Source organism: Azospirillum sp. B510, assembly GCF_000010725.1.
Classification (GTDB): domain Bacteria; phylum Pseudomonadota; class Alphaproteobacteria; order Azospirillales; family Azospirillaceae; genus Azospirillum; species Azospirillum lipoferum_B.
In genome coordinates, this window is the sequence record NC_013854.1 from 2,034,398 (window position 1) to 2,053,122 (window position 18,725).

General features: G+C 69.2%; 16 protein-coding genes. 11 read left to right on the plus strand and 5 right to left on the minus strand.

All coding sequences use genetic code 11. The features are described from left to right. Nucleotides 1-18 precede the first annotated feature (18 nt). The 4 genes from tssH to AZL_RS09410 form a co-directional block, all read right to left on the minus strand. The gene (gene tssH, locus AZL_RS09395) at nucleotides 19-2,706 is read right to left on the minus strand and encodes a type VI secretion system ATPase TssH (RefSeq protein ID WP_012974395.1); all 2,688 of its coding nucleotides are present in this window, start codon (nucleotides 2,704-2,706) and stop codon (nucleotides 19-21) included. A gap of 190 nt (nucleotides 2,707-2,896) precedes the next feature. Then, on the minus strand, nucleotides 2,897-3,964 hold the full coding sequence (locus AZL_RS09400; RefSeq protein ID WP_012974396.1) for a methyltransferase domain-containing protein: 1,068 nt from the start codon (nucleotides 3,962-3,964) through the stop codon (nucleotides 2,897-2,899). Between the two features lie 4 nt (nucleotides 3,965-3,968). Further along, nucleotides 3,969-4,352 carry a PAAR domain-containing protein gene (locus AZL_RS09405; RefSeq protein ID WP_012974397.1) on the minus strand — a complete coding sequence of 128 codons (384 nt, stop codon included), beginning with the start codon at nucleotides 4,350-4,352 and terminating at the stop codon, nucleotides 3,969-3,971. 19 nt (nucleotides 4,353-4,371) lie between these two features. Next, nucleotides 4,372-4,587, minus strand: a complete 216-nt coding sequence (locus AZL_RS09410) for a hypothetical protein (protein ID WP_042442883.1) — start codon at nucleotides 4,585-4,587, stop codon at nucleotides 4,372-4,374. Between the two features lie 332 nt (nucleotides 4,588-4,919). On the opposite strand from AZL_RS09410, the gene tssA reads away from it, so the two are divergent. The 9 genes from tssA to AZL_RS09455 all read left to right on the plus strand — a co-directional run bounded on the left by tssA (nucleotide 4,920) and on the right by AZL_RS09455 (nucleotide 15,536). Further along, on the plus strand, nucleotides 4,920-6,053 hold the full coding sequence (tssA, locus tag AZL_RS09415) for a type VI secretion system protein TssA (protein WP_012974399.1): 1,134 nt from the start codon (nucleotides 4,920-4,922) through the stop codon (nucleotides 6,051-6,053). Between the two features lie 44 nt (nucleotides 6,054-6,097). Beyond that, nucleotides 6,098-6,604 (plus strand): type VI secretion system contractile sheath small subunit, encoded by a 507-nt coding sequence (tssB, locus tag AZL_RS09420; protein ID WP_012974400.1) that lies wholly within the window; start codon nucleotides 6,098-6,100, stop codon nucleotides 6,602-6,604. A gap of 4 nt (nucleotides 6,605-6,608) precedes the next feature. After that, entirely contained in the window at nucleotides 6,609-8,102 is a 1,494-nt protein-coding gene (gene tssC, locus AZL_RS09425; RefSeq protein ID WP_012974401.1) for a type VI secretion system contractile sheath large subunit, read from the plus strand. Nucleotides 8,103-8,123: 21 nt separating this feature from the next. Beyond that, on the plus strand, nucleotides 8,124-9,680 hold the full coding sequence (gene tssC, locus AZL_RS09430; protein WP_012974402.1) for a type VI secretion system contractile sheath large subunit: 1,557 nt from the start codon (nucleotides 8,124-8,126) through the stop codon (nucleotides 9,678-9,680). Nucleotides 9,681-9,717: 37 nt separating this feature from the next. Continuing rightward, nucleotides 9,718-10,515: a type VI secretion system accessory protein TagJ gene (locus AZL_RS09435; protein ID WP_012974403.1), complete on the plus strand. Its 798-nt coding sequence runs from the start codon at nucleotides 9,718-9,720 to the stop codon at nucleotides 10,513-10,515. Between the two features lie 87 nt (nucleotides 10,516-10,602). Beyond that, the gene (gene tssE, locus AZL_RS09440; RefSeq protein ID WP_012974404.1) at nucleotides 10,603-11,079 is read left to right on the plus strand and encodes a type VI secretion system baseplate subunit TssE; all 477 of its coding nucleotides are present in this window, start codon (nucleotides 10,603-10,605) and stop codon (nucleotides 11,077-11,079) included. Beyond that, on the plus strand, nucleotides 11,072-12,904 hold the full coding sequence (gene tssF, locus AZL_RS09445) for a type VI secretion system baseplate subunit TssF (RefSeq protein ID WP_012974405.1): 1,833 nt from the start codon (nucleotides 11,072-11,074) through the stop codon (nucleotides 12,902-12,904). Before tssE ends, tssF begins: the two co-directional genes overlap by 8 nt. Then, nucleotides 12,868-13,953: a type VI secretion system baseplate subunit TssG gene (gene tssG / locus AZL_RS09450; protein WP_012974406.1), complete on the plus strand. Its 1,086-nt coding sequence runs from the start codon at nucleotides 12,868-12,870 to the stop codon at nucleotides 13,951-13,953. The genes tssF and tssG overlap by 37 nt, the downstream gene beginning before the upstream one ends. 41 nt (nucleotides 13,954-13,994) lie before the next feature. Further along, entirely contained in the window at nucleotides 13,995-15,536 is a 1,542-nt protein-coding gene (locus AZL_RS09455; RefSeq protein WP_012974407.1) for a class I SAM-dependent methyltransferase, read from the plus strand. Nucleotides 15,537-15,573: 37 nt separating this feature from the next. Here the strand turns inward: AZL_RS09455 and AZL_RS09460 are convergent, their stop codons facing one another. Continuing rightward, nucleotides 15,574-16,314, minus strand: a complete 741-nt coding sequence (locus AZL_RS09460) for a tetratricopeptide repeat protein (RefSeq protein ID WP_042442885.1) — start codon at nucleotides 16,312-16,314, stop codon at nucleotides 15,574-15,576. Nucleotides 16,315-16,590: 276 nt separating this feature from the next. On the opposite strand from AZL_RS09460, the gene tssJ reads away from it, so the two are divergent. Continuing rightward, entirely contained in the window at nucleotides 16,591-17,217 is a 627-nt protein-coding gene (gene tssJ, locus AZL_RS09465; protein WP_012974409.1) for a type VI secretion system lipoprotein TssJ, read from the plus strand. Then, nucleotides 17,214-18,722, plus strand: coding sequence for a type IVB secretion system protein IcmH/DotU (gene icmH, locus AZL_RS09470; RefSeq protein ID WP_012974410.1), 1,509 nt, complete (start codon nucleotides 17,214-17,216; stop codon nucleotides 18,720-18,722). The genes tssJ and icmH overlap by 4 nt, the downstream gene beginning before the upstream one ends. Nucleotides 18,723-18,725 lie beyond the last annotated feature (3 nt).

Sequence of the window (18,725 nt, forward strand, 5' to 3'; positions counted from 1 at the left end):
ATGTCGGGCCGCGCCATGTCAGGCGATGTCGTAGATGAAGCGGTCCTCGCCATCGACGGCGACATGGACGCGGGTGATCGGCTCGCCGTCGCCCATGCGGGCGAGGATGCGCGACGACATCTCCGGCAGAAGCGTGCGGTTCAGGATGGTCTCGATGTTGCGGGCGCCGCTGGAGACCTCCCGGCAACGGTCGACGATGCCCTGGACCAGATCGTCGGAATAGGAGAAGGCCGCCTTGTAATTCCGCGCCACCCGCCGGGCGATGCGGTTCAGTTGCAGCACGACGATCTTCTTCAGATTCTCGTCGGACAGCTGGAAATAGGGAATGACGGTGCAGCGGCCGAGAAAGGCCGGCTTGAAGCTCTTCTGCAACTCCGGATGCAGCGCCTCCAGCAGCCCGTCGGCGTCCGGCGCGGTCTCCGGGTCGGCGCACAGCTTGTGGATCAGGTCGGTGCCGGCGTTCGACGTCATGATGATGACGGTGTTCTTGAAGTCGATGTCGCGGCCTTCGCCGTCCTTGATCGTGCCCTTGTCGAACAGCTGGAAGAAGATGTCCTGCACGCCGGGATGGGCCTTCTCCAGCTCGTCCAGCAGCACGACGCTGTAGGGCCGGCGCCGCACCGCCTCGGTCAGCACGCCGCCCTCGCCGAAGCCGACATAGCCGGGAGGAGAGCCCAGCAGAAGCGAGACCTTATGCTCCTCCTTGTATTCGGTCATGTTGATGGTGGTGACGTTCTGCTCGCCGCCATAGATCAGCTCGGCCAGCGTCAGCGCCGTCTCGGTCTTGCCGACGCCGGACGTGCCGACCATCAGGAAGACGCCGATCGGCTTGCGCGGGTCGGTCAGCTTGGCCCGGCTGGTCCACATCGCCTGGGCGATGGCGTCCAGCGCATGGTCCTGGCCGATGATCCGCTCCTTCATGCGGTCGGCCAGCGACAGGATGGTCCTGATCTCGTTCGACACCATGCGGCCGACCGGGACGCCGGTCCAGTTGGCGACCACCTCGGCCACCGCCTGCCCGTCCACCGCCACCTTGACCAGCGGATCCTCGCCCTGCACCGCCGAAAGCTCGGCGGTCAGCGCCGAAAGCCGGGCGGCCAGCGCTTCGGCGTCAGGCGGTTCGGCCGTGGCGGCGCCCTCGGCGCCCCGCGCCTTCGCCCGCTCGTGCGCGGCGACCAGCTGATCGCGCGTGCCGTTGATCGCCTTGACCAGCTCCAGCTCCCTGGTCCAGCGCGCCTCCAGCGCCGCCAGATCGGCCTCGGTGGCGGCGATCCTGTCCTTCAGCGCCGCCACCTGCTCGGCATGGTCGATGCCGATGGCCTGCTCGCGCTCCAGGATCGCCAGCTCGGTCCCGGTCAGCTGGATGGTGCGGCGGCGGTCCTCGATGGCCGGCGGGGTGGCGGTCTGGCTCATCGCCACGCGGGCGCAGGCGGTGTCGAGCAGGCTGACCGCCTTGTCGGGAAGCTGGCGCGCCGGGATGTAGCGGCTCGACAGCCGGACCGCTTCGATCAGCCCCTCGGTCACGATGCGGACCTTGTGGTGCTTCTCCAGCGTCGCGGTCAGGCCCCGCATCATGTCGACGGCGACCGGCTCCGCCGGCTCCTCCACCTTCACCACCTGGAAGCGGCGGGTCAGCGCCGGGTCCTTCTCGAAATATTTCTTGTACTCGGCCCAGGTGGTGGCGGCGACGGTGCGCATCTCGCCACGCGCCAGCGCCGGCTTCAGCAGGTTGGCGGCGTCGTTCTGCCCGGCCTGCCCGCCGGCGCCGATCAGGGTGTGCGCCTCGTCGATGAACAGGATGATCGGCTGGCTCGACCCCTTCACCTCGTCGATCACGCCCTTCAGCCGGTTCTCGAACTCGCCCTTCATGCCGGCGCCGGCCTGGAGCAGCCCGAGGTCGAGCGACAGCAGGCGGACGTTGCGCAGGTCGGGCGGCACGTCGCCCGCGGCGATGCGCAGCGCGAAGCCCTCCACCACCGCCGTCTTGCCGACGCCGGCCTCGCCGGTCAGGATCGGGTTGTTCTGGCGGCGGCGGGTCAGCACGTCGATGATCTGGCGGATCTCGGCGTCGCGGCCGAGCACCGGGTCGATCCCGCCGGCCTTCGCCCGCTCGGTCAGGTCGATGGTGTACTGGTCGAGGTTGGGGGTCGCCCCGCCGGCCTTCGCGGCACCGCCCGCGGCGCCACCGCCTCCGGCCGCGGCCGCGGCGGCCGCGGCGCCGGTCCGCGCCTCCGCCGTGTCGGCGACGATCCCGGGCAGGTCGCGGCGCAGCGCCTCGGCGCTGATCCTGGCGAACTGGCCCGACATGTCGCGGGCCTGGGCCGACAGCGAGTCGTCCGACAGCAGCGCGGCCAGCAGATGGCCGGAGCGGATCGCCCCCTCGCCATATTGCAGGGAGGCCAGGACCCAGGCCTCGCGCATCAGCTGGACGAGGGCGGGCGAAAGGGCCGGCGCCCGGCTGTTGCCGGTCTTCAGCTTGTCCAGAACCCGCGTCAGGTCGGCCGACAGACGCCCGGCGTCGATCTCGTAGACACGCAGGATGGCGCAAACGTCACCGTCGGCGGCGCCGATCAGCTGGAGAAGCCAGTGCTCGATCTCGCAATTGTAATGCGTGCGCGACAGCGTCTGACCCGCAGCAGCCTCCAGAGACCGCCGGCAAACCGGATGCAGACGCGAAATCAGGCCCTGAAGATCGACAGACACCATCGCTCAAACCCCCTTCGTGCAACCTTTGTTTCGTGGGCCTTCGGCAGCCCTTGCCATCCCCGACTGTCCCCGCCGGTTCACATGCGGAAAACCTGCCCCGCAATTGCAAGGAGAACTGTGATCAAGCCATTTCGAAAAATCCACCATGATGCTTCAAAAACTCTCAAATTCCGTACGAATACTTCAAGTCTTACGCACGCAACATCCTGAGATGCGTGCGGTACTGCATCGATGCACGCTCATGCATGCGGACCGTCCAGGGAAAATCGATGGGCTCGCCTTGCGCGTGCAGCCTTGCCACCGATTGCGGATGGGCGCCCGGCGTCAGCAGCCGGGCCAGCACCGCCTCGCAGCGGCCGGAATCGTCGCCGCGTTGGGAGTGGCCGCCGAGCCACGCCTCCACCGCCGTCGCCTGGGTCGACCAGTCGAAGGGCGTCGCCAGCAGGGCGCCGCCGCCGTCCGCCACCGCGCAGTCAATGGCGCGCAGCAGGGCCGGCGGCGAGGCCACGCAGTCCAGCACATTCATCGCCGCGACCAGCGCGAAGCCACGCGGGGCGAAGGGCGGGACCTGCGCGTCGGCGATCCAGAAATCGACCCGCTCCGCCGCGGCGAAGCGGGCTTCCACCCGGCAGCGGTCATAGGCGATGCCGGAACGCCGCAGCGGAAACACCGCCTCGCCCCGCTCCATCACCCGCCGGGCCAGCATCAGCAGCGGCCAATGCAGATCTAGGCCGATCACCAGGCCGCCGGTCCGTTCGGCCAGCTCGAAACTGGTCCGGCCGGCAGCGCAGCCGAGATCGAGCACCGGCCCGGCCGGCAGCGCCCCCAAACGCTCCAGCCCGGCTTCGAGGCAGCGCGCCACCGATCCGGCCCGGCCGGCCGGCGTGGCGGGATCGAGGTCGGCGTAATGGTCCCAGCCATAGCTCGACAGATGCTGGCGGGTGGCGTTGAAGGCGCTGTCGGGGCCGAAGCCGTCGCCCAGAACCCCCTCCATCGCCGCGGGGATGTCGGCCCGCATGGTCAGCAGATGGGCGTTGCCCGCCATCCAGCCGCGCAGGTCGGGCACCAGGACCGGCACGCCGTCGATGACCGGATATTCCATCGCGCAGGCCGGATCGCCGCAGACCAGGGTTCCCCAGCGCAGGTCCGCCGCCGTCGCCTGCTCGACGAGGCCGATCGTCAGCGGAACCGTGGCGCCGCGGTTGGCGAGGCAGCGCGGACAGACCGGACGCAGGCTTTCGAAATGTCCCAGGCGCATGCGGTCAGCCGCCGATGATGACGGTGGGGCAGCCGGGCGGCAGCACCTTGCCGACCGGTGACGGGATGGGGGCGACGCAGCTGGTGTGCGCGGTCATGTCGTTGATCCGCGCCGCCGGCAGATTGTTGATCAGCACGGTTCCCGACCCCTGGGAAATCATGCCGGGACCGGCCGGGACGCAGCCGGGCAGCATGCAGGGCGCCGAGATGTCGGTCAGCCGCGCCGCCGGCGCCTTGCCGATCAGTACCGTCGGGCTGCCCAGCACGATGGCCAGCGGCAGGCCCGGATGGGGCGCCGGCGCCGGCACCGGGGCCGGCGGGTGGATCGGCGCATGGCAATGCGGCGCGTCCTGCTTGATGAGATCGCCGAGGCGGGCGGCGGGCGGCATGCTTCGCGTCTCCGGCCGGTCAGAACGGCGCGTCGCCGGTGGCCGTCAGGCCACCGGACGGGAATGGCGACATCTCCGCGCCGGGGTCCGGAAGAACCGGACGGCCGGCATGGAAGGTCATGCGCGACACCACCGTCTCCCCGTCCTCCGCATAGAAGACGCAAGGCCCCTCCAGCATGCCCGCGGCCATGCCGACCCGCGCCACCAGCCGGCCGGCGGCGTCACGTTTTTCCATCGGTAGGGGCTCTGCCGCGCTGCCACACGTTGGAAGGGTGCTTGCGTCAGGAGTCATCGTGAAAATGGATTCCGAAGGTCTGCGTTCCGACGTCACGGCTTAGCATTCATTCGCAATTACGTTTCGTCAAGCTTGTCGGGTTAGTCCAACGGATGCCGTTACGCATTTGCAATATTTCGTTTAACCGTGACGGACGCCACGAATAGCCTTGTCGAACTGATATAAGTAACGCTATCAATTTTTTCGGCCCGAACGTTTCCCCCATATGGGTCGAGGTTTGACGGTGGGTTTCGACTTTCCTCATATGAGCGCTTACAAAGGTATTGTCCTTCATGCCGACACCGCAGATTTTCGATATTGAAGACCTGCTGCAACCGCTCGATGGCGAGTCCGAATCCGGGATCGATCTGCGCGAGAACGCATCGGCCGACTATTATACGGTGAAGGATGCCCGCAGCGCCGCCCGTGCCGCCGAACGATCCATGGATGTGGAGGATGACGCCGGCGGGCTTCTGCCGGAATGGCGCGTCATCCTGGAGGTCTGCCCGCGTATCCTGCGCACCCAGGCGAAGGATCTGGAGGTCACCGCCTGGTTCATCGAGGCGCTGCTGCGGGCGGAGGGATATGCCGGCCTGCGCGACGGCTTCGCCCTGGCGCGCGGCCTGGTCGAGCGCTTCTGGGACGGGCTCTATCCGGCACCGGACGAGGATGGCATCGCCACCCGCGTCGGCCCGCTGACCGGCCTGAACGGCGAATCCGCCGACGGCACGCTGATCCAGCCGATCCGCAAGGTGCCGCTGACCGGCGGCGACGTCGCCTATTCGCTGTGGCAGTACGAACAGGCGGTGGAACTGGCGAAGATCACCGACGAGGCGCGCCGGCAGACCCGCATCGACAACGGCGCCGTCACCTGGGACCAGTTCGAGCAGAGCGTGCGGGAAACCCCGGCGTCCGCGTTCGGGACGCTGGTCGGGGACATCCAGGGCGCCATCGACGAATTCGAGGCGCTGGGCAAGGCGCTGTACGACAAGGCCGGCTACGACGCGCCGCCCGCCGGCAACATCCGCTCCGTGCTGACCGCCGCGCTCGACGCGGTGAATTACGCCGCGCGCGACCGTCTGGCCACCCTGGCCGGCGACGAGCCGGCGGCGATGGACAGCGCGCCGGAGACGGCGGAAGCGGCGGCGGCCGGCGGTTCCGTGCCGGCCACGGCGAAAATCCAGGCCAGCGGCGCCGTGACCAACCGCGAGGACGCCTTCAAGGTTCTCTTGCAGGTCGCCGATTTCTTCCGCAAGACGGAACCCCATTCGCCCATCTCCTACACCTTGGAGGAGGTGGTGCGCCGCGGCCGCATGTCGTTGCAGGAGCTTTTGCAGGAACTGATCACCGACGAGGAGACGCGGAGGCAGTTCTTCATCGCGTCGGGCGCCAAGGCGCCGCCGCCGGCCGAACAATCCGGGTATTGACGATCATCGCCTATCCTACGGCGTGAGCAGGGAGGTCCGATCACATGGCAAGTATCCACCAGAAGCTGGATCGCGTGCGCAAACCCCGCGTCCACATCACCTACGACGTCGAGACCGAAGGCGCGACCGTCGTCAAGGAGCTGCCCTTCGTCGTCGGCGTGCTCGGCGATTTCTCGGGTGATCCGACCGAACCGCTGAAGCCGCTGAAGGACCGCAAGTTCATCCAGATCGACCGCGACAACTTCAACGACGTCATGGCCCGCATGACGCCGGGCCTGAAGATGAAGGTCGAGAACACGCTGGCCGACGACGGCACCGAGATGGCCGTCGACCTCTCCTTCAAGTCGATGGAGGATTTCGAGCCGGGCCGCGTCGTCCAGCAGGTCGAGCCGCTGCGCAAGCTGCTGGAGACCCGCAACCAGCTGCGCGACCTGCTGAGCAAGGCCGACCGCTCGGAAGAGCTGGAAGGGCTGCTGGAGCGCGTGCTGCAAAACACCGACGAGCTGAAGGCGCTGAGCGGCGAGCTTGGCAACGAGACCAAGGAGGGTTGATCCGATGAGCGACGCACAGACCCAGGGCGCCACCGCCGCCGGCGCCGCCGCCGAGGGCACCGGCCTGTCGATCCTCGATCAGGCCATCGCCGCGACCAAGCAGACCGAGCCGGACCGCGCGCAGGAGCTGTTGCGCACCCTGACCCAGGAAGCGCTGGCCGGCACGGTCACCTTCAACAAGAATCTGGGCCAGACGATCAGCAAGGCGATCGCCGAGATCGACGCGAAGATCAGCAAGCAGCTGAACGCGATCATGCACCACGAGAAGTTCCAGAAGCTGGAAGGTTCGTGGCGCGGCCTGAATTATCTGGTCATGAACTCGGAAACGGGCTCCACGCTCAAGATCCGCGTCATGAACTGCCCGAAGAAGGACCTGTACAAGGACATCTCCAAGGCGGTCGAGTTCGACCAGAGCAACCTGTTCAAGAAGATCTACGAGAACGAGTTCGGCATCGCCGGCGGCGAACCCTATGGCGCGCTGATCGGCGATTACGAGTTCACCAGCCACCCCGAGGATGTCGAGCTGCTGAGCGGCGTGTCGAACGTCGCAGCCGCCGCCTTCGCGCCCTTCATCTCCGCCGCCAGCCCCAAGCTGTTCGGCTTCGAGGACATGACCGAGCTGTCGAAGCCACGCGACCTGGAGAAGATCTTCGACAGCGTCGAATACGCCAAGTGGCGCAGCTTCCGTGAAAGCGACGACAGCCGCTTCGTCACGTTGACCATGCCGCGCGTGCTGGCCCGCCTGCCCTATGGCGCCAGCACCAAGCCGATCGAGGAGTTCGAGTATGAGGAGGCGCCGTTCGATGGCGGCGTCGCCCGTCCGATGCGGCACGGCGACTATTGCTGGATGAACGCCGCCTACGCGATGGGCGAGCGCCTGACCAGCGCCTTCTCGCAATATGGCTGGTGCACCGCCATCCGCGGCGCCGAGGGCGGCGGCAAGGTCGAGAATCTGCCCTTCCACACCTTCACCTCGGACGACGGCGACAGCGACGCCAAGTGCCCGACCGAGATCGGCATCACCGACCGCCGCGAGGCTGAGCTGTCGAAACTGGGCTTCCTGCCGCTCTGCCATTACAAGAACCAGGACTACGCCGTCTTCTTCGGCGCCCAGACCACCCAGAAGGCCAAGAAGTACGACCGGCCGGAGGCGACCGCCAACGCCGCGATCTCCGCCCGCCTGCCCTACATCATGGCGACCTCGCGTTTCGCCCATTACCTGAAGATCATGGCGCGCGACAAGATCGGCTCCTTCATGGAGGCGAGCGACTGCGAGGCGTGGCTGAACCGCTGGATCCTGAACTACGTCAACGGCAACGCCGACGCCGGCCAGGAGATGAAGGCGAAGTACCCGCTGGCCGAGGCCAAGGTGCAGGTGAAGGAGATTCCGGGCAAGCCCGGTTCCTACAACGCCGTCGCCTGGATGCGCCCGTGGCTGCAGATGGAGGAGCTGACCACCTCCATGCGCATGGTCGCCCGCATCCCGCAGGCCGGCTGACAACCGCGTGGACCAGCGGGCATGACCGGAGCCGCGGCCGATCCGCCTGACGACGATGCCGAGGCGACGGTCCTTGAACGGCCGTTGCGTCTGCGGGCGGTCGACATGGCGCTCGGCCGCGACCGCCCCGGACCGCTCGACGCCTTTCTGGCGGCGACAGGACCGGGCGAGGCGTTGCGCCTGTGGTTCGGCGTCACCCTGCCCGTCCATGACAGCCTGGACAAGCTGCGCGCCGCCCTCGACCGCGACATCGCGGCGATCGACGCGCTGCTGTCCGAGCAGGTCAACGCCATCCTGCATCACCGACGCTTCCAGGCGCTGGAGGCGTCGTGGCGCGGGGTGCGCACGCTGGTGACGCAGGCGCAGTCCAGCGAGAGCGTGGTGCTGCGCTTGTTGACCCTGACCTGGGCCGAGCTTTGCCGCGACCAGGAACGGGCGATCGAGTTCGACCAGAGCCAGCTGTTCAACAAGATCTACAGCGACGAGTTCGGCATGCCGGGCGGGCGCCCGTTCGGCGTGCTGCTGTGCGATTACGCGGTGCAGCACCGTCCGACGAGGGAACGGCCGACCGACGATGTGTCCGGCCTGAAGGGGCTGGCCCAGGTCGCCGCCGCCGCCTTCGCCCCGGCCATCGTCGGGGCGGCGCCCGAGCTGTTCGGGCTGGAGACCTTCCACGAGCTTGGCTTGCCGCTGGACTTGAAATCGGTGCTGCGACAGGCGGAATACCAACGCTGGCAACGCTTCCAGGAGACCGAGGATGCGCGCTTCCTCGGCGTGGCGCTGCCGCGCGTGCTGATGCGCGCGCCCCATGGCGACGACCCGCAGGCCCGCCACGGCTTCCGCTTCCGCGAGGAGTCGGTGGGCGGGGATGAGGGCGGCGGCCTCCGGCTGGAGGATCATTGCTGGGGCAACGCGGTCTATGGCTTCGGCACCGTTCTGATCCGCTCCTTCCTCGCCCATGGCTGGTTCGCCGACATCCGCGGCGCCCAGCGCGATGTGATCGGCGGCGGTTTGGTGACGGAGCTGGTGGTGCCGGACTTCGCCACCGACGCCGCGAGGGTGGCGCGGAAATTCGCGGTCGAGGTCTCGATCTCCGACCATCTGGAGCGGGATCTCGACGATCTCGGCTTCATTCCGGTCAGCCGCTGCAAGGACACGCCCTATCTGGTCTTTTCCGGCAACCAGTCGGTGCAGCGGGTCGGTCAATACGGCAACGCCACGGCGATCGCCAACGCCCGGCTGTCGGCCATGCTGCGCTACATGTTCTGCGTGGCGCGCTTCGCCCATTTCCTGAAGGTGATGGTGCGCGACCGCGTCGGCAGCTTCATCACGCCGGAGGATTGCGAGCGCGACCTGCAAAGCTGGCTGCACGGCTATTGCCTGGGCAACGACGACGCCAGCCTGGACCAGAAGGCGCGCTATCCCTTGCGCGAGGGCAGCATCCAGGTCCGCGCCATTCCGGGCAAGCCCGGCAGCTATCAATGCGTCATCCATCTGCGGCCACACTTCCAGCTCGACCAGGTCTTCTCGACCTTCAAGCTGGTGACCGAACTGGCCCACACCGGCGGGGCGGCGTGACCGGCGTCCGCCGCTCCATCCAGGGGAGAAACCGACCATGAGCGAAACCGCAGCCCAGCTTTTCCAGGGCGGCCGCCTCGACGAGGCGATCGCCGCGCTGAACGCCGAAATCCGCAAGAAGCCGACCGACCTCGACCGCCGGGTCTTCCTGGCCGAGCTGCTGAGCTTCGCCGGCAATCTGGAGCGCGCCGACCTGCAACTGGACACCATCGGCACGCAGGAGCCGCAGGTCGCCGTCACCATGGCGCTGTTCCGCCAGCTGGTGCGGGCCGAACAGGCGCGGGTCCAGCTTTTCGCCGACGGCCGCCTGCCGGAATTCATCAACCAGCCGGCCGAGCATCTGCGCCTGCATCTGGAGGCGCTGGTGGCTCTACGCGCCGGCGACGCCGCCGCCGCGGTGGCGACGCTGGCCCGGGCGGAGGAGCTGCGTCCGCCGGTGTCGGGCAGCCATGACGGCGCCGCGTTCGACGATTTCCGCGACCTGGACGATCTGACCGGCGGCTTCTTCGAGGTCTACACCAGCACCGGCAAATATTTCTGGATCGCCACCGAGACGGTGGAGCTGGTGGAGTTCCGCGCGCCGCAGCGCCCGCGCGACCTGCTGTGGCGCCCGGCCCACATGGTGGTGCGCGGCGGCCCCGACGGCGAGGTTTATCTGCCGGCGATCTATGGCGGCGCCCCGGCCGATGCCGAAGCCGGGCTGAAGCTGGGCCGGGTGACGGACTGGTCGGAGGATGAGCCGGTGCGCGGGACCGGCCAGCGCTGCTTCCTCGTCGGCGAGGAGAGCGTCCCGATGATGCAGCTCGGCACGCTGGAGTTCTCCGGCGCGGTATGAGGTCTTTCCTCCGGCCCCCCTGACCCTCCCCCGCTCTCGCGGGGGAAGGTCAGGGGGGTGCCCGGCTAAGCACCTGCAAAGGCCATCATGGATCGCGACCAGCCCATCACCCTGTCCGTCCTCGACCGTCTGCTCGACGACACGCCGGAGCATGCGGCGCCACGCCCGCACACCGTGGCGGATCTGCGGGCGGCGATCCGGCGCGACCTGGAGAACCTGCTGAACACCCGGCGGCGGGTGATCGGCTGGCCGGACGACCTGACCGAGCTGGCGGATTCGATCCTCGGCTATGGCTGCCATGATCTGCTGGTGGAGAATATCGCCACCGAAGCGCGCCGGCGCGAGGTGGTGACACGGATCGAGGCGGCGATCCGGCTCTGGGAGCCGCGCTTCGCCCAGCTGGCGGTCACCATGATCGACAACGGCGACCCGGCCGACCGCAGCCTGCGCTTCCGGATCGAGGCGCTGATCCACGCCGACCCGGCGCCGGAGCCGATGATCTTCGATTCGGTCGTCGATCCCACCTCCAACATGGTCTCCGTGACGAGCAAGGCCCGTGGCTGACGAACTCCTTCCCTACTACAACCGCGAGCTGACCTATCTGCGCCGGATGGCGGCGGAATTCTCGGAGGCGCACCCGAAGATCGCCGGCCGGCTGCGGCTGAGCGCCGACGCGGTGGAGGATCCCCATGTCGCCCGGCTGCTGGAAGGCGTCGCCTTTCTCAACGCCCGCATCAGCCGCAAGCTGGACGACGAGTATCCGGAGCTGGTGGACACGCTGCTCGACGTGCTCTACCCGCATTATCTGGCGCCCATCCCGTCGATGGCGGTGGTGCAGATGAAGAGCAGCCCGGACCTGACCGGCGCCCACACCGTGCCCAAGGGAACCGAGCTGGAGACCGAGGCGCTGCGCGGGGAAAGCTGCCGCTTCCGCACGGTCTACCCCACCACCCTGTGGCCGGTGGAGCTGGACCAGGCGGTGTTGGCCGGACGGCCGCTGATGGCCCCGGCCAACCCACGGGCCGGCGACGCGGTGGCGGCGCTGCGGCTCGGCCTGCGCTGCCGCGTCGCCGAGATGAGCTTCACCGAGTTGGGACCGGACAGCCTGCGCGTCTTCCTGCGCGGCCAGCCGCAGCAGGTCTATGCTCTGCACGAGCTGATCTTCAACAACACGGTCTCGGTGGCGCTTGCCGACGACGCGAACGACCCGGATCCGGTGATCCTCGGCCCCGACGCCATCCGCCCGGTGGGATTCGGCGAGGAGGAGGGCATGCTGCCCTACCCCGCCCGCTCCCAGGGCGGCTACCGGCTGCTGACCGAATATTTCGCCTTTCCCGAGAAATTCCTGTTCTTCGACCTGACCCTGTCGCCGAAGGTGCTGCGCCGGGCCGGCAACCGGATGGAGGTCTTCCTTTATCTGAACAGCACCGACGGCGACCTGGAGCGCGCGGTGTCCAGGGAGAATTTCGCGCTGGGCTGCACCCCGGTGGTCAATCTGTTCCGCCAGCGGGCGGAGCCGGTGGCGCTGACCCAGACCCAGCACGAGCACCGCGTGGTTCCCGACGCCCGCCGCCCCGGCGCGCTGGAGGTCTATTCGGTCGACGGCGTGCTCGCCACCGATCCCAGCGGCGGCCAGCGGCGCTTCCTGCCCTTCTACGGCCTGCGCCATGGCGGGGTAGAGGCGGCCAGCCGCACCTATTACACCGCCAGCCGCCGCCCGGCCGGCGGGCGCGATCCGGGGACGGAGGTGCATCTGGCGCTGGTCGATCTCGATTTCGACCCGTCGAGCCCGGCGGATTCGGTGCTGTCGGTGGAGACCACTTGCCTGAACCGCGACCTGCCGTCGCAGTTGCCCTATGGCGGCGGCCATCCGCATCTGAAGCTGACGGAAGGGATGGCGGCGGTGGCCGGTGTGGCCTGCCTGACGCCGCCGACCCCGACCCTGCGCATCGCCGAGCGCAAGGGCCACCGCTGGCGCCTCGTCTCCCATCTGCTGCTGAACCATCTGTCGATCTCCGGCGGAGCGGAGGGAACCGAAGCGTTGCGCGAGATCCTGCGGCTCTATGATTTCCGCGATTCCGCCGAGACGCGCGGCATCGCCGACGGCATCGTCACGGTGACGACCAGGCGCGGCACCGCGCGGGCGCCGTCGCGGCCGGGCGATGTCGCCTGGGGCGACGCCATGTGCCGGGGCATCGATGTCGGCATCGAATTCGACCCGCAGCGCTTCAGCGGCAACGGCCTGTTCCTGCTGGCGATGATTCTCGACCATTTCCTGGGGCTGTACTGCTCGATCAATTCCTTCACGCGGCTGACCGCCACGGTCAAGGGCCGCACCGGAGTGCTCCGCACATGGCCCGCCCGCGCCGGCAACCGCCCGCTTCTGTGATCGACCGGCTGTTCCGCGCCCCGCACCGCTTCGATTTCTTCCAGGCGGTGCGGGTGCTGGAATGGCAGGCCCGGCGTGATGCGCGCGACCCGCGCAACGCCCGCCGCCACGCCGTCGGCCATGACCATGACCCGCGCGAGGAGGTGGTGCGGCTGCGCGCCGAGACCTCGCTGACCTTCCCCGGCAATCAGGTGGCGGGGGCGGAGCCGGGGCAGGACGGACGGCCACCCACGCTGGTCGGCGCCTTCCTGGGGCTGGTCGGGCCGCTGGGCGTCCTGCCGCAGCATTACACCGAGATGATGATCCGCAGCTTGCGCGAGCGGAACCGGGCGCTGCGCGATTTCCTCGATGTCTTCCACCACCGCAGCTTCTCGCTGTTCTACCGCGCCTGGGCCAAATACCGGCTGCCGGTGTCCTACGAGCGCGGCCAGGGCGCGCGGGAGCCGGATCCGGTCACCGCCACCCTGTCCAGCGTCGTCGGCATCGCCCAGCCCGCGCTCGCCAAGCGGCTGACGGTGGAGGACGAGACCCTTCTGCATTATTCCGGCCTGCTGTCGCGCGGCCCGCGCTCCGCCACCGACCTGCAGGAGATGCTGTCGGAGTTTCTCGGCCGGCCGGTGACGGTGGAGAGCTTCGTCGGCGGCTGGCTGCCGATCGCGGCGGACGGACAGACCCGGCTTCCCGGCCCGCCGGCCCCCGACGGCCAGCATTGCCGGCTGGGCATCGACGCGCTGGCCGGCGAACGCGCCTGGGATGTCCAGGGCAAGTTCCGCCTGCGCATCGGCCCGCTGACGCATGACCAGTTCCGCGACTTCATGCCGGAGGGCCGCGAGTTCGGGAAGCTGCGGGATCTGGTCCGCATGTATGTCGGACCGGAGCTGGATTTCGAGCTTCAGGTGAGCCTGGGGGCGCCGGAGGTGCCGGCCGCCCGGCTGGCCGCCGGGGAGGATGACCGCGACGCCACGCGGCTGGGCTGGAACGGCTGGGTGCTGCACGCGCCGAGCCCGGTCGAGCGCAAGGACGCGGTGTTTCCGATGCAGGATTTGTGAGGCGTGCCGGCGCGGCACCGCCAGAGAAGGACGAGGATCCCATGAGCGACTGGAGCGCCGGCTATGTGTCGGACATCGAATATCTGCCGGGCTTCTACCGTGAACAGGGGCCGGCGCATCTGACGCTGAGCTGCCTGATCAACGGCATCGCCCCGCCCGCGACGGCGAACGGGTTCGATTACTGCGAGCTCGGTTGCGGCCACGGCACCACGGTGGCGCTGTTCGCGGCGGCCAACCCGCAGGGGCGCTTCCATGCGGTGGATTTCCACCCCGCCCACATCGCCCGCGCCCGCGACGCCGCCGAGGCCGCCGGCCTGACCAACATCGCCTTCCACGAGGCCAGCTTCGCCGAGCTGGCCGACGGCGAGGGGCCGGATTTGCCGGAGTTCGACTTCGTCACCCTGCACGGCGTCTACAGCTGGGTCAGCCCGATGAACCGCGGCGCCATCGCGCGCTTCCTGGCGAAGAAGCTGAAGCCGGGCGGGCTGGTCTATGTCAGCTACAACGCCATGCCGGGCTGGGCGCCGATGATGCCGCTGCAACGGCTGCTCTATGAATATTCCGGTCTGGTCCACCAGCGCAGCGACGTGCAGGTCAAGGCCGGGCTGGACTTCGCCGAACAGCTCCACAAGGCCGGCGCCAAGATCCTGGGCGACGAGGCGATGTTCGCCAAGCTGCGCGGCGAGACCAAGGCCAAGAACAGCACCGAACAGTCGGTCTATCTGGCCCATGAATATCTGAACGGCAGCTGGCAGCCGCTTTACCATGTCGATGTCGCGCGCGAACTGGGCGAGGCGAAGCTGACCTATGCCGGCTCCGCCACCCTGTTCGAGAATTATCCGGACCTGTCGCTGACGCCCGAGCAGCGTCAGGCGCTGGACGCCATCGGCGTGCCCAGCCTGCGCGAGACCTTCAAGGATTATTGCGTCGGCCGCCCCTTCCGCCGCGACGTCTTCGTGCGCGGCGCCCGGCGCATCAGCGTGGGCCGGCGCGACGCCATGCTGAGGGAAACGGCGATGACGCTGATCATTCCGCGCGCCGACGCCCGGACCACCATCCAGGTGCCGCTGGGCGAGGCGACGCTTGAGGCCAGGCATTACGAGCCGATCTTCGACGCGCTGGCGGACGGGCCGCGCCGGATCGGTGACCTGATGGAGTTGCCGGAGGTGCGGAAGGCCGGGGGCAACCTGTCGGCGGTGGAGATCGCCGGCATGCTGACCGGCTCCAGCCAGGCCATCCCGGTGCCGAACCCGTCGGAACGGGTGACGCCACTGCCGGCCGTGCTGGCCCACAACCGCGCCGCCGCCAACGAACTGGCCGCCAGCGAGGGGCGCAAGAGCACGGCGCTGGCCGCCTCGGCCGGCGGCTCCGGCCTGCATGTCAGCACGATGGAGGCCCTGCTCTATGACGGGCTCGCCAGCGGGGTGCCGGAGACGCTGGACACGCTGGTCGCCCACGCGATGCGCCGGCTGGACGCGCCGGAGAATGCCGACGACGCCAGCCGCCGGGCCATCGCCGACAGCATGGACTGGTGCCTGCGCAACAGCCTGCCGGTCTGGCGCAAGCTGGGCGTGATCGGATGAGCGGCCCCCGCCCCGGCCGCCCTCACCCAGGCCGCCGTCACCCCGGCGGCATCGCCTCGGCATGGACGCTCCGCATGGGGCGCCGCTCCACCTGATGCCGCCACTCCATCGCGTCCTCTTCCCCCTCCCCGTCGCCGGCCCCCTCCCCGTCGCCGGTCCGGAGCGGCGGCGTGGTCTGGCGCAGCTCTGCCAGCGCCGTCAGCGCCTCGCGGTCGCCGGCCGCCGCCGCGGCCTGGAGCCACAGGGCGGCCTCGGCCGGATCGCGGTCGATGCCGACACCTTCGCGCAGGCAGAGGCCGAGGCGGAACTGGGCGGCGGGATGGCCCTGCTCGGCGGCGGCGCGCAGCCAGCGCACCGCCTCGGCCTCGTCACGGTCGACGCCGCGCCCGTCCAGCAGCAGCAGGGCGAGGTTGACCTGGGCCGGAGCCGAGTGCTGGAGGGCGGCAAGCCGGTACCACAGCGCCGCCTTGGCCGGGTCGCAGGGCACGCCGGCGCCATGTTCATGCATGAAACCCAGATTGTTCTGCGCGCCGACATCGCCCTTGGCGGCGGCGCGACGGTACCAGGACACCGCCCGGCGCGGGTCGGGCGGCACGCCGATGCCATTGGCGAGCAGGAAGGCCAGCATGGTCTGCGCCGCGACATGGCCCTGACGGGCCGCGCGCCGGTACCAGGGTACGGCGGCGGCGACATCCACCGGCCGCAGCCGCTCGGCCATCCGGAACTGGGCGTCGCTGTCGCCCAGTTCGGCTCTCATCCGGGTCCAAAGCGTGGGCATGGCATTGGCACCTTCGTCAATTGTCCCCAAGGGGTCCGCCCCACCAACAGCGCGCGCACCGGCCTTATTCCGGCGGCACCCCGTCATGGTCCATCCCCACGCCCCGACTCTGTGCCGCCGATGCCCCGCGTTCAACCTCTCCAGCCGGCGGTCGAGGAATTGTCACGCCGATTCCTTCGGCCGATTCCTTTGGTTGAGGGTGACCATCCATCCGTGCCCTGCTATATCCGAAGGGATGAGGGGAAAGATGTGGTGATGCAGAGGATTGCCGGCTGGATGCGGATCCGGAAGACGATTTGGTCCGCCGCCACCCTGGCCGCGGCGCTGGCGCTGCCCGCCTGTTCCTCAGCGCCGCCGGCGCCGACCACGATCAGCCTGACGGTGGCGGGGGCGACGGCGCTGAACCCCGACCCCAGCGGCCGTGCCTCGCCGGTGATGCTGCGCCTCTATCAGCTCGGCCCCAGCGACGCCTTCGCCAACGCCGACTTCTTCCAGGTCATCGACCAGGACAAGGCGACGCTCGGCCCGACCCTGCTCGACCGGCAGGAGATGGCGGTGCAACCCGGCAGCCGCCAGACCGTCACCATCCAGCCCAAGCCGGACGTCAGGATCCTGGCCGTCGCCGCCGCCTTCCGCGCCTATGAGGAGGCGGGCTGGCGCGCCATGCTGGCGGTCGAGCCGAACAAGGCCAACCGCTTCGTCCTGACCGCCAAGGCCAGCGCCATCACGCTGACCCGCCGGGGCGAGGACGACGACGAGAGCGGCGACACGGCGGCGGAAACGCCCGACGGTAACAAGCCTGAAGGCGACAAGCCCGAAGGCGGCAAGCCGAAGACGGAAGGCGCCAAACCGGACCAACAGCCTGCCGCCAAACACAATCTGATCGTGAAGGGGCCGTCATGAGCGTCCGGCCGCCGTCCGACAAGAATCCGTTCGAGGAGATGGACGACATCGACGCCACGGTGATGCAGCCGATGGCGTTCCAGCGTCCCGCGGCGCCGAGCGCGACCCCCGCCGGGGTCGTGCCGCCCGCCTTCGGGCAGGGCGCCCCCCCGTCCGCGACCGTGCCGCCCGCCTTCGCTCCGCCGGCCTTCGCATCCGCCCTCCGGCCCGCCGCCGCCCCGGTCGGCGCGGCCGCCCCCGCCCCGCTCTCCCCCGGCTTCCGGCCGCTGGACGACGCGGCGCTGACGGCGCTGGCCGCGGTCAGCGACAACCCGCTGGTCATCGCCGCCGCCCCCATCCTGGCGATGGTGGTGCGGGTGCGCGACCTGCCCCAGCACCGCGATGTCGAATCGCTGCGCGAACGGGTGATCGCCGAGATGCAGCGGTTCGAGACGGCGACGCTGCGCGCCGGCCTGTCCAACACCCAGATCCGCAACGCCGGCTATGCGCTCTGCGCCACGGTGGACGATGTGGTGCTGGCGACCCCCTGGGGCGGCCAGAGCCTGTGGGCGCACAAGAGCATGGTCTCCACCATCCAGACGGAGACCTGGGGCGGTGAGCGCTTCTTCGACCTGCTGGACCAGATGGCCGACACGCCCGACCGCCACCTGATGGAGCTGGAGCTGTTCTACCTCTGCCTCTCGCTGGGGTTCGAGGGCAAATACCGGGTCATGCCGCGCGGCCACAGCGAACTGGCCAAGCTGCGCGATCGTCTGTACCGCGTCATCCGCAAGCAGCGCGGCGAGGCGGAGCGCGACCTGTCACCCCGTTGGCGCGGCCAGGCCGACGGCTTTCGCCCGCTGGCCGCCTCGGTGCCGCTGTGGCTGCCGGCTGCCCTCGTCGTCGTCCTGCTGGCGGCGCTCTATGCCTGGTTCGTCTATGCCCTGGCCGACCAGTCCGACGCCGCCCGGCGGCGGCTTGCCGCGCTGATCCCGGACAAGCCGGTGCAGATCGCCCGGATAGAACCGCCGGCGACCCTGCCCACCCCGCCGCCGGGCAGCGTTGTGGCGGGCAGGACGGTGGTGGAGCGCGTCACCCTCGCGCTCGCCGCCGACATCCGGGCGGGGCTGGTGGAGGTGAGCGGCGGCACCGACGGACGCGTGCTGGTCCGCACCCGGCTGAACGTCTTCGCGTCGGGCAGCGACCGCATCGAGCCGCGCTATGTCGAGCTGTTCCGCCATGTCGCCGAGGCGCTGCGCCCGGAACAGGGCCGGATTTCGGTGATCGGCAACACCGACTCCGTCGCCATCCGCTCGACGCGCTACCGCTCCAACCAGGAGTTGTCGGAGGCGCGGGCGTTCCGGGTGCAGAGGCTGATGACCGACATCCTCGGCAAGGATGCGGGGAGGGATGGCGGAAGCCGGCTCAGCGCCGAAGGGCGCGGCGACGGCGACCCCATCGCCCCCAACACGACGGCGGAGGGCCGGCAGGCCAACCGGCGCGTCGACATCGTGCTGGTGCCCTGAGCG